The sequence below is a fragment of the Flagellimonas sp. MMG031 genome, from assembly GCF_040112705.1.
GTDB lineage: Bacteria > Bacteroidota > Bacteroidia > Flavobacteriales > Flavobacteriaceae > Flagellimonas.
Genome location: NZ_CP157804.1, coordinates 413061 through 424979 on the forward strand (window position 1 = coordinate 413061; position 11919 = coordinate 424979).

Genomic DNA, 11919 nt, shown 5'->3' on the forward strand with positions numbered 1-11919 from the left:
CAATTAGAGTTCTTTGACAGACAATTGTTTAGGTTTTTTCGAAGGATTTGAAAAGATGGCAACCTACTCCTTAAAAAATTGCAAAAGGTGCATTGTGGAACTGTCGTGTTTGCCAATTTCTGAATTCTCAATGTCCAATAAAATGGTTTTGGCCAATTCCTTGCCTAATTCCACGCCCCATTGGTCGTAGCTAAAAATATTCCAGATTACCCCTTGAACGAATATTTTATGCTCGTAAAGGGCAATCAAAGCTCCTAGACTTTTCGGGGTCAATTTTTCGATTAGAATAGAGTTGGTGGGCTTGTTTCCTTCAAAAATTTTGAAGGGCAACAATTTTTCCAGTTCCTCGCCCGATAATCCCGAGGATTTGAGCTCTCCCCTGACCTCATCGGCGGTTTTGCCGTTCATCAATGCCTCTGTTTGGGCAAAGTAGTTGGCCATCAGCTTATTGTGGTGATCCACATCTCCGTGCAATGATTTCTTGTATCCAATAAAGTCTGTTGGAATCAATTTGGTCCCTTGGTGGATCAATTGGAAAAAAGCGTGCTGCGAATTGGTCCCTGGCTCGCCCCAGATGATGGTTCCTGATTCGTGGCCCACCCGATTTCCATTTCTGTCCATACTCTTTCCATTACTCTCCATGATTCCTTGCTGCAAGTATGCCGAAAAACGGTGCAGGTATTGGGTGTATGGAATAATGGCCTCGGTTTCGGCGCCATAAAAGTTATTGTACCAAACACTGATCAGTCCCAGTAGCACAGGTATGTTATCTTGGAAAGGGGCTTCTTTAAAATGTACATCCATTTCGTGGGCTCCATCCAAAAGGGCTTCAAAGTTTTCGTAACCCACAGACAAGGCAATTGAAAGTCCAACCGCGCTCCACAGGGAGAATCTGCCTCCGACCCAATCCCACATGGGAAACACATTGTCGTCGGCTATACCAAATTCCTTGATTTTCTCAAGGTTGGTAGAGACGGCCACAAAATGATCGGCCACATCCTTTTCGGATGCATTTTTCAAGAACCATTTTTTAATGGTCAGTGCATTGCTCAGCGTTTCCTGGGTGGTAAACGATTTGGATACTATGACAAATAATGTGGTTTCAGGATTGAGCTCTTTCAACACTTCGTGAACCAAGTCCCCATCCACATTGCTCACAAAATGGGTCTTTAAGTCATTTTGATAAAACTTCAAGGCCTCGGTAACCATAGCAGGGCCTAAATCGGACCCACCTATACCAATGTTCACGATATCGGTGAATGCTTTTCCCGTGTGTCCTTTGCGTTCTCCAGAAATGACAGCGTTGGAAAAGGATTTTATTTTTTCCTTCACCTCAAAAACCTCATCTACGATGTTGACGCCATCCACCATAACCGTATCACCCTTTTTGGCCCGCAGTGCTGTATGCAGTACTGCCCTGCCTTCGGTCTGGTTGATGAGTTCCCCGCCAAAATAGCTCCCTATGGCATCCTGCAACCCTACTTCGTTGGAAAGTTGCAGTAGCAATTCCAAAGTTTCTTCTGTAATTCTATTCTTTGAATAGTCCACCAAGAAATCGTTCCATTGGATCGAAAACTTTTGTCCCCGACCTTCTTCTTTTGAAAACAGTTCCCTTAAGTGTACGTTTTTTGTTTCTTGGTAATGTTGTTGTAGCTTTTTCCAGGCTTGGGTGGTAGTGGGGTCAATTGTGGGTAATGCCATTACTGGGTGTATGATATTAGGGTTTCTTCGGGTTCTGTTGGCGTCGGGTCAACAAATTCAATACAATCCAATTGCTCTTTTAAAGGGGCTATATGCGCCATATAATCGGTACGCAATGAATCTGCAATGGGGTCGGCTTCGGGCAATTTTTCTTTTAAGGGATCCACTTGTCTTCCATTTTTCCAAAAACGGTAACACACATGGGGGCCTCCCGTATTTCCGGTCATCCCTACCCAACCGATTACATCGCCTTGCCGAACAAATTCTCCGCGTTTGACGTTCTGCGCCTTCATGTGAAGGTATTGGGTACTGTAAATGCTGTTGTGTTTTATCTTGACGTACTTGCCATTACCTCCTCTTCGGGTTGACTCTGTAACGGTCCCATCAGCGGTTGCCACAATGGGCGTGCCCACAGGAGCAGCATAATCTGTTCCTTTGTGCGGCCTTACTTTGTAACCATAGTAGGCAATTCTTCGTTTAAGATTGTAACGAGAGGAAAGCCTATATCCAAATTTGATGGGCGCCCTTAAAAAGGTGCTCCTTAAATTGTTGGCATCTTGATCAAAATAATCCAAAATGTTGTTTACGCTGTCGGCGACATAGGGAAATGCATAAACAGTCCTCCCCTTGTGTTCAAAAAGTGCTGCTTTAATGGGCCCACGACCGGCATAAATGGTATCGTTAATGTAACGTTCATCAAAAACCACCTTAAACTTATCCCCTTTTTCCAGTCGGAAGAAGTCAATCGTCCAAGCATAAATTTCGGATAGCCCTATGGTTACGCTATAATCTACCCCCAAATTATCCATAGCTTCGGATAGGCTGCTGTTGATAACGCCTCCTACTTCGCGCTCCCTTAGGGTGACCTTTCGTTTGTTCTTGTAAGCAACAGCGCTATCGCGAAGGTCCACCACAGTGTAGTTTATTCGATCATTTTGATAGATAAAAACCTTGGCCACTTCGGAAGTATCCTTGGATTTTAGAATGAGATAGGGTTTGCCCACCATGATTTTTCGAACGTCGAAAGTGTCCCTATAATTTTCGGAGATGGCCGCTATTTTGGGGTAGTCTACTTTATTTTTGAGCATGAGTTCACCAAAGCTATCGCCGTTACGCACTGTATCGCGCACTACATTGAACTCATCCAGATTGAAACCATAATGGAGTTCTGGAAGCTTTTCGATCACTTCCACTTTTGCCACTTCTTCAACCGGTTCCTTAGTTTGTTTACATGATGCCAACACCGTCAGCACCACCATTGCCCCAATAATTTTCCGCATTTTTCTTCTATTCCTTGTATTCTCTTTTTGCCGGGTTAAACACGTGGTCCACCCATTGTTTTCCCCAAGTATCCAACTCTTCTGTGGAATGCAAAGTTGGGAAAAAAATTATTTTCTGGAAACTGGGCGGCAAATAGTCCTTCCAATTGGTGCCCCCGGTCGCCTCTACATCCTTGTCTTCCCTTGCCAAATATCGATGGGCCGAACCCATGTGCATCAATGGCCAATTTACATTGGCATTCAGATCTAATTGTTTTAACGCCGAAATCAGCTCTTCATTGCATCGGGATGCATCCGGAAGCTGTAAATACTTATCGTATACGGTGCTATCCTTCACCTGATTGGCTATTCGCAACAACCGTGGGGTGTACCGTACCTCAAATTGTTTCAAGGTCAAGGTCTTTTCGCCTGTTTCCAGATCCGTGGCACCCTTTTTCCAATACACATGCTCAAAAAGCTCTTCGATGCTGTTTTCCGATGAAAATGATTCCCGTTCGGAAGGATGTACCATATGCTGTAAGGGTGTGGCATAGAATTCGATCATGCGATACTGAGCCGACTGAAAGCCACTCGCCGGAAGCAATGCCATCCGGTAACGAAGGAACTGCTCGCGCTCCATTCCCTTGATCATAATACTGAACGAAGAAATCAACGCCTTGAAATAACTATTGATTCTTCGGACCTTTTCTATGAAAAAAGCTACATCCTGGGATTTATCCTCGACAATCTGTTTTTCTTCGTGCAAGATGAGCTTAAAGTACAATTCGGTAATCTGATGGTACATGATGAAGATTTCTTCATCGGGGAAATGCGTTCGTGGCACCTGAAGGCTGAGCAGGGTATCCAAATGGATATAATCCCAGTAGGTTAGATATCTTTCGTACAACAGACCATCCAGATAGGAACTCAGGTCCTGACCTGAATTTTTGTACTTCTCTTCTAACTTATTGATCTGGGAAGCGATTTTTGCATCCTTGTCCATGAAACACCGAACTAATCCATTATTATTTTAAACTGGTTCTTGAGTCCATTATAACCATCCAAATCGGCCTTTAAGGAACCAACGGCCAAATCGGCCTTTATTCTGATGGGTAATTTATTCCAATCATTGGAAACCCAAAGGGTAAGACTCTCCTTTTCCTTAAAAACACGACCGGATTGAACCAGCGGCCTAAATTTAAGACATTCCACCTTGCCAAACTTGGTACGGATGATATCTTTTCCCAAATATTTTAATTGGAACTTAAAAACACCATCGTCGTCAAAGAGCATATCCAAATTAATGGATTGGCCAACCTTAAATTCTTCCAGATTATAGTTACTCCGCAGATAATAAGAAGCGGAAATCAAATCCTGAATTTGGTCGTGGATTTTAAAATCCTGCTGTGTACCATTTTTGTTGTCAATCAGAAGTGCCTTGTCCTTTTCGTAATCAAATTCTATTTCGATGTCCTTGGTGTACCCGCCCTCATCGATTTTTCGGATGAACTTGTACGGCTTGCCATTGTCCATTCCAAAATAGCTTTCGTAGGTATCGTCCACCTTAAAAAAAATGCTAGCGAAGCCCGTGGTCTTTCCCCTGCCCACCACATGGTACACCGGAACCCCGTTTAGCTGTTCGGTGGTAAGGTGCATGGTCGCGTAACTTGCATTTAGAATACCATAGTGTATCCTAAATTTCAACCACTCCCCTGGTTTAAAGGCTGGCTGCGAACTCTGCCCCATCACCGGAAGGGCCATTACAAGCAGGAGTAAGGCGATTATTGTCTTTTTCAAATGCAATTTCATGGTCATAAAATTAGTAAAATCACGTTAGGGGGCTACGCTGTTCACATATACTTAAACAAAACTTATTCCAAAATAGTATAAACAAAAAAAAGCCCAGTCACAAGACTGGGCTTTTCCTAAATAACCAACCAAACTTTAAATTATGAAAAACCAATACTTAAAGTTATAAGGGAACCACCCCTTATGTGGGTCAAAGATACGGCAAGCTTTTTCAGAAAAAAGTGATTTTAACGGACTTTAACTAAACCCCTAAGATATTGATTGGTTTTGGTTATTTTTTTGACAAATTATTAAGAAAACCAACCTGTTCGATCACATGATTTTCACTAAAACCAATAACCCACACTAAAGAAAACATTGCTCGAATCAATTTCGGGAGACCACGAGTAAAACACTTGGATAGGACCCAAAAAGGATTCAAATCCGTAACCAATGCCATAGCCGGAAAAACTGGGCTCTTCAAACCAGTCCCCTGTCCGGAAAAGATCATCAGCTACGTTGGCATAATTTGCCGTAAACAAGGCATGGTGCTTGGGCGCAAAACGGTAATCCAACCGTCCTAATCCCTTGATATAGCTATTTCCGGGCAAACTCAGAAAATCGTACCCAAAGAATGGTATAAAATTGTTCACAAAATCGTTTCCATAACCTCCCAATACAAAATCAAAGGAAGCCACTTGGGATGTTCCTAGCTTAAACCCTGTGTCTGCTTCCAAAGTAACGCTCAAATTGTGAGCTGGAGAGAACACACCCCCAAACTTTCCCTTGGCCACGGCAAATTCGGAGAAGTTATCGTTGTAATCAGAAGAAAACGCATAAAAATGAAAATCCCCATCAAATAGTAGTCCCTTCGTCGGAAAATATTTATCATCGTAGGTATCCAGTTTTATTTGGGAGTAGGCGCTAAAATAGTTGGAGTTTTCAAAATTGGTTCTTTGATTTCCGGATGTGGCGACTTCCAACTCTGCATTCTCTTCCAACTGTCCCAACGTTCTTGTGCTATAGTTCAAAAACTTGTGTTCCGCACCAATGGTAAAGGCAAACTCTTCCTTTATAAACGTTTGAAGGTATACTTGGTTGGTAAGGTCGGTAACATCCAGATTTATCCGTTGGATGCTGGGGTCATTGAGCACATCAAAATTTCCCTGTATCAACGAAAAATCGGTTTCCGTGTCAAAATCCGTTAACGTGGAATTGACCCCAAAGCTCCAATAGTACCCCTTGTCCAAATAATATTGCATGTTGTACCGAATATGATCCCCCAAAATAAAATCGAAAGAGGCTACATCGTCCTTCATTAAAAAGTTCTTTTTGGTGAGGTTGATCAAAGCGGCACTTTTGTATAGATCATCATAGTGTGCCGACATTTTGATGAACATTTTGGTGGGGTCCTCCTTTAGTTTCAAAATCAAGTCCGTACCCAGTCCGTTGGAAATAAGATCATACCGAATGGCCATAAAATTTCCGGTGGCCGAAAGATTGTTGATACCTTGTCGAAGGTCATCGAATGAAATTTTTTCCGCCAGATTGAAGCGTAGTTTTCCCTTGATGTAGCCACGGGTATATTGTTCGTTTCCTTCAATGATCATACGGTTGATCGTTAAGCTATCCACCAGTTGGATCCTTTTTCTGTGAGGGGGCGTACCCTTTTGGCTCTGGGCAATTTGAAGGAGTTCATCCATTCTTTTTCTGGCAGCTGCTTCTCCGTTTTTGACGATTTGACCGCCTTTTTCGAAATCGATTACCGAAAATTCGTCAATTTCCGGCCGAATGTACACATCCGTTTCCTTCGATTTCTTTTTCATATCGTTCACCGTGCGGTAATTATTGATCTGCAGCAAGATTTCGGTGGCAGAGGAAAGTGATTCCCTGGTTACCAAATCATGTTGCACATCCACCCCAATGATCAAATCCGCTCCCATTTCCCGAACCTGACCTATGGGATAATTGTTCACCACCCCGCCATCGATCAATATTTGCCCTTCGATTTCCGCAGGCTCAAAAAGGGAAGGAAAGGTTCCACTGGCCACAATGGCTTCGGGAAGATAGCCGTTGTCCAACACTATCTCTTCGCCGGTCTCAACATTGGTCGCAATGCACACAAATGGGATGGGCAGTTTTTTGAAATCCTCCACATCCTTCACATGGTAAAGCAATTGGACCAACAGATTATAAATGTTCTGCCCACCAGAAATGGCCTGCGGAAAGGATACCTTAAAATTCTCAAAAGGCAGCGAAAGAGCATACCGCTCGGAATCCTCCTTCTCGTAAAAGGTCTTTGCGCTACGGGGCACATTGTCCTGGATCAAATCGGTAAAATCGGTGCTCCTAAAAATGGAATCCAATTGGGCTGCGGAATACCCAGAGGCATACAATGCCCCGACAATAGCGCCCATACTGGTGCCGCCAATGTAGTCCACCTTGATTCCAGCCTCCTCGATCACCTTTAAAACTCCGATGTGTGCGAGGCCCTTGGCGCCTCCACCGCTCAAAACAAGGCCCACCTTGGGCGGTTTGCTTTCCGAGATGTCCTGTGCCCAACCTGCCCAGCCGAGCAAGGCAAAACATATAGATAGATAGATGGCCTTGTTCCGCATAATTTAGGTGTGAAAAGTTTTATAGATTTTCTTTGCCTTGGATGCCCCAACGCTTTCCGTCAATTTTTCAATGCTTGCCTCCTTGATTCGTTTGACCGATTTAAAGCTCTTGAGCAACTGCTCGGCCGTTTTTTCGCCAATTCCTTCAATATTGACCAATTCGGAGCTGATGGCACCCTTGCTTCGTTTGTTCCGGTGATGGGTTATCCCAAATCGGTGCGCTTCGTTTCGGAGCTGTTGGATTATTTTGAGGGATTCCGACCTTTTGTCCAAATACAAGGGAACCGGGTCGTCCGGAAAATAAATTTCTTCCAGTCGCTTCGCAATCCCGATAATGGCTATTTTCCCCCTTAAGCCTAATACTTCCAAGCTTTTTAAGGCAGATGATAATTGCCCTTTGCCCCCATCAATCACGATCAGTTGCGGCAGGGGTTCTTCCTCATTGAGCAATCGCTTGTACCTTCGGAAGACCACTTCTTCCATACTGGCAAAATCGTCCGGCCCTTCCACGCTTTTGATATTGAAGTGGCGATAATCCTTTTTCGAAGGTTTGCCATCCTTAAAAACTACGCAGGCCGCTACCGGGTTGCTTCCCTGTATATTGGAGTTGTCAAAGCATTCGATGTGACGAGGTTCTTCGGACAACCGTAAATCCGCCTTCATCTGCTGCATGATCCGATTGGTATGCCTGTCCGGATCGGTAATCTTGATTTGTTTTAGTCTATCCTGCCTGTAGTATCTGGCATTACGCTCTGATAGGTCCAGAATGCGGCGTTTATCGCCCAACTTTGGGAGCGTGATCTTCAGATCTTCCTCTACGGTAACAGCAAATGGGAGGTAGACCTCTTTGGATTGCGATTTGAACCGCTGCCGGATTTCCGTAATTGCCAATTGGAGCAACTCTTCGTCCGTTTCTTCCAGTTTCTTTTTGATTTCCAAGGTGTGCGATCGAACAATAGCTCCATGCGAAATCTGTAAAAAGTTGATGTAGGCATGGGTCTTGTCCGAAATAATGGAGAACACATCCACATTGTTGATCTTCGGGTTGACCACGGTGGATTTGGCTTGATAGTTCTCCAGCACATCGATTTTATCCTTGACCCGTTGCGCTTTTTCAAATTCCATCTCCTCGGCGTACAGCTTCATCTGCTGTTTAAACGCTTGAATAGAGCTCTTGAAGTTTCCTTTTATGATCTGCCTAATCGCCTCGATTTGATCGTGATAGTCTTTCTCACTCTGCAGACCTTCGCAGGGTCCTGCGCAATTTCCCAAGTGATAGTCCAAACAAACCTTATATTTTCCCGCATCTATCTTTTCCTCCGAAAGATCATAATTGCAGGTACGGAGAGGGTAAAGGCTTTTTACCAAATCCAACAGTGTACGGACCGTCTTCATACTAGTGTAGGGACCGTAATACTCTGAGCCATCCTTTATGAGCTTCCGCGTGGAAAACACCCTGGGGAACCGCTCGTTTTTAATACATATCCAGGGGTAGGACTTATCGTCCTTGAGGAGTACATTGTACCGCGGCAGCAGTTTTTTGATCAAGTTGTTTTCCAACAACAAGGCATCGGACTCGGTGGGCACCACAATATGTTTTATGGATCGGATTTTCTTGACGAGCACCCGGGTTTTGCCGTACTCCTGTTTTTTGTTGAAGTACGATGACACTCTTTTCTTCAAATTCTTGGCCTTGCCCACATACAAAATCTTCCCGTCGGCATCATAAAATTGATAAACGCCAGGATTATCGGGAAGGGCACTTAATTGAACTTGTAAGGATACCGATTTGGACATAGGAGTTCCGTAAAATGAACTTTTTTTGACTTTACAACAAAGTTATATTTTAATTGTGGTGATTATTGTTAAACTTGATCAATTCCTCTTTTGAGTCCATATTTGTTCCTTCCGATCTCATGGATGACTCAAATCTCCACGAAACCAACACATTACCAAGAAAATTCATCAAAAGCAAAACTGGGGTTTTCCCCTAAAAAAACTATGGGAAATCTATAATTGTATGTTAAGTAGTGGGTAGAATTTGTTAAACTGTTGCTAAAAATTATGCATTTCATCGATAAAATCTGCATTTCATGGTAAACTTTCCATTTGTTTTACTTACATTTAACCATATAAATACAATCCTATGGAAAACTATATCATCGTTTTGGGAATGTACTTGATTTTGATGCTTTTCTTCAAAATCTTCTTCTCCGTGGCAACAAAAGGAGAGTAGTAATTTCGTTCCCCTTAAAGAACCCCAAAATTCTGCATCATTTAGATGTTGAAAAGTGAACTTAGAAAAAAATACAATCGCCTCAGAACAGAACTTTCAACGGAGCAATCTTCCGATTTAAGTTTGGTTTTGACCAATTATATCCTTCAAATCCCAATTTGGGATTTTTTTTATTTCCATATATTTCTGAGTATCGAAGAAAAGAAGGAGGTAGACACCTTGCCCCTTATTACATTATTACAAGGAAAAGATAAAAATATCGTGGTCCCTAAGGTCGCGAGCAAGACCGCCATGACCAATTATTTGCTCACCGATACTACTACCCTAAAGAATAGTGCTTGGGGCGTTCCTGAGCCTGTGGAAGGTATCGAGGTGCCGGAAAACAAGATTGATGTGGTTTTTGTGCCGCTCATGGCTTTTGACACTTTGGGCAACCGTGTGGGATACGGTGCTGGTTTTTATGATGGGTTTTTAAGGAAATGCCGCAAGGAAACCATTAAAATAGGGCTTTCACTCTTCGAAGCGGAACAGGAGCCCATTACGGACCTGCATGAAAATGACGTGAAATTGGATTATTGCGTAACCCCTGAACGGATTTACACATTCTGATTACCAGAATCCTCTTTTTTTTCTTCTTCCTGCTTCGGAAATGCCTTTTTGTTGAACACAATCAAAATACCCACCCCTGTGCTAATCGCCGTGTCCGCGATATTGAAAACAGGTTCGAAAAAGCGGAAACTCCTTCCACCCAACGAAGGCACCCAATCCGGCCAGGTGGTATCTACCAACGGAAAGTAAAGCATATCCACCACTTTGCCATGGAATAGGCTTCCGTAGGGTTCCTCTGCAAATAAGGTCGCTACTTGACCGTTGCTGTGGTCAAAAATAATTCCGTAGAATACCGAGTCTATAATATTTCCAACGGCTCCGGCAAAAATCAAGGATACCGCCAAAATTAAAGTACGCGGTGATTGCTTTTTAATGATATCCCACAACCAATAACCGATGCCAAAAACCGCAAAAATTCGGAATATGGTCAAAACCAATTTTCCCGCCCTTTCGGAAATAGGTAATAGATCGCTCAATTTGGTGCCCCAAGCTGCCCCTTCGTTCTCAATAAACAGTATTTTGAACCAACTGAACACTTCATGGGCTTCGCCCAGAATAAAACTGGTCTTAATGTAGATTTTACTGATCTGGTCCACCAAAAGGATCAGAAAGATTATGAGAAGGGACTTTTTCAGGTTCATGCTTGTACTAAAAAGGATTGCAAAAATATGGATATTATTTTGTTTTCTTGAGGATGATGTCGCCTTCTATGGTCTTCAGCACAAATTGATTATCCCCTGAGGGAATCGACTCCTTGCTTAGATTGCCATATACACTCTCCGCGACAATATTCCCGCTCGCAGTCGAAAGCACAATATCCCCTTTTTGTATGGTCACTTGAACGGATTCGGAAATGTTTTCCAAGGTGCAGCGCCCATCCGAAAGGGCAACGTTAAGTTCGCGGTATGCTCCAGAGGCGTACAAATTGGTATTGGTCCCGAATACATCAACGCTTTTATACGCTGGCACGGTCACTTCCAAGGCAATGGAAACCACTTTGTGCGCGCTCAGTTTGTCATTGGGGTTAATAAAAAGGGGCTGAAAATCGGCACTGATCATGGCAGTGGTGCCACTTTGTTCAATGGAAATAAGCAAGTCTTTGGCATACTCGCCTTCCATGCTTGCATAAACCTGGACCTCATCTGAATCGGTGGTTTTCAGGTCGATTCGGTAACAGTATTGGGCATCAATTTGAATGGTCTCCGTTCGGGGACCGATAAAGGCTTTCCTTACCAATTTTTGCGCGTGAACTGTCACGAGCGTAAAAAAAACCATCAAAAACAACAACGCCCTCATAAAGAAAAACGCCCGAAGGCGTTTGGATTATTTCTGCATGTTCTTCGCCTCGATGCTCAATGTAGCATGCGGTACAAGCTTCAAACGCTCCTTGTTGATGAGCTTTCCGGTAACTCGGCAAATACCATACGTCTTGTTCTCAATACGCAACAAGGCATTCTTAAGGTCCCGGATAAACTTTTCCTGGCGAATGGCCAATTGGGTATTCGCTTCCTTGCTCATGGTTTCGGAGCCTTCCTCAAAAGCCTTAAAGGTAGGTGAGGTATCGTCGGTACCGTTGTTGCCATCGTTCATGTAAGAACTTTTCAAAAGCTCCAAATGCTTTTTGGCCTTCTCCATTTTTTCCTCGATCAAGACCCTGAACTCGGCAAGGTCCTTGTCGGAGTATCTAACTTTTGCTTCTTCTGCCATT

Annotated in this window: 10 protein-coding genes; 1 reads left to right on the forward strand and 9 read right to left on the reverse strand. The window is 43.4% G+C overall.

Annotated elements, in window-relative coordinates; translation table 11 throughout:
• Nucleotides 1-63: 63 nt before the first annotated feature.
• From pgi to uvrC, 6 genes are all read right to left on the reverse strand, one after another.
• Nucleotides 64-1701, reverse strand: coding sequence for a glucose-6-phosphate isomerase (gene pgi / locus ABNE31_RS01790; protein WP_349352142.1), 1638 nt, complete (start codon nt 1699-1701; stop codon nt 64-66).
• A complete protein-coding gene (locus ABNE31_RS01795; RefSeq protein WP_306012532.1) occupies nt 1701-2981 on the reverse strand; it encodes a peptidoglycan DD-metalloendopeptidase family protein in 1281 nt (426 codons plus the stop codon). The genes pgi and ABNE31_RS01795 overlap by 1 nt, the downstream gene beginning before the upstream one ends.
• Before the next feature lie 7 nt (nt 2982-2988).
• On the reverse strand, nt 2989-3963 hold the full coding sequence (locus ABNE31_RS01800; RefSeq protein WP_349352143.1) for a tryptophan 2,3-dioxygenase family protein: 975 nt from the start codon (nt 3961-3963) through the stop codon (nt 2989-2991).
• 11 nt (nt 3964-3974) lie between these two features.
• Entirely contained in the window at nt 3975-4769 is a 795-nt protein-coding gene (locus tag ABNE31_RS01805; protein WP_349352144.1) for a DUF3108 domain-containing protein, read from the reverse strand.
• Between the two features lie 326 nt (nt 4770-5095).
• Nucleotides 5096-7366 (reverse strand): patatin-like phospholipase family protein, encoded by a 2271-nt coding sequence (locus tag ABNE31_RS01810; protein WP_349352145.1) that lies wholly within the window; start codon nt 7364-7366, stop codon nt 5096-5098.
• A 3-nt stretch (nt 7367-7369) separates the two neighbouring features.
• A complete protein-coding gene (uvrC, locus tag ABNE31_RS01815; RefSeq protein ID WP_293280789.1) occupies nt 7370-9163 on the reverse strand; it encodes an excinuclease ABC subunit UvrC in 1794 nt (597 codons plus the stop codon).
• Nucleotides 9164-9647: 484 nt separating this feature from the next.
• Between uvrC and ABNE31_RS01820 the strand changes: the two genes are divergently transcribed.
• A complete protein-coding gene (locus ABNE31_RS01820; protein WP_349352146.1) occupies nt 9648-10211 on the forward strand; it encodes a 5-formyltetrahydrofolate cyclo-ligase in 564 nt (187 codons plus the stop codon).
• On the opposite strand, the gene ABNE31_RS01825 is transcribed toward ABNE31_RS01820, so the two are convergent.
• The 3 genes from ABNE31_RS01825 to ABNE31_RS01835 all read right to left on the reverse strand — a co-directional run bounded on the left by ABNE31_RS01825 (nt 10199) and on the right by ABNE31_RS01835 (nt 11918).
• Nucleotides 10199-10852 (reverse strand): lipoprotein signal peptidase, encoded by a 654-nt coding sequence (locus tag ABNE31_RS01825; protein ID WP_179383066.1) that lies wholly within the window; start codon nt 10850-10852, stop codon nt 10199-10201. The genes ABNE31_RS01820 and ABNE31_RS01825 overlap by 13 nt on opposite strands.
• A gap of 34 nt (nt 10853-10886) precedes the next feature.
• A complete protein-coding gene (locus tag ABNE31_RS01830) occupies nt 10887-11447 on the reverse strand; it encodes a hypothetical protein (protein ID WP_349352147.1) in 561 nt (186 codons plus the stop codon).
• An 87-nt stretch (nt 11448-11534) separates the two neighbouring features.
• On the reverse strand, nt 11535-11918 hold the full coding sequence (locus tag ABNE31_RS01835; protein ID WP_179383068.1) for a TraR/DksA C4-type zinc finger protein: 384 nt from the start codon (nt 11916-11918) through the stop codon (nt 11535-11537).
• Nucleotide 11919: the final 1 nt, after the last annotated feature.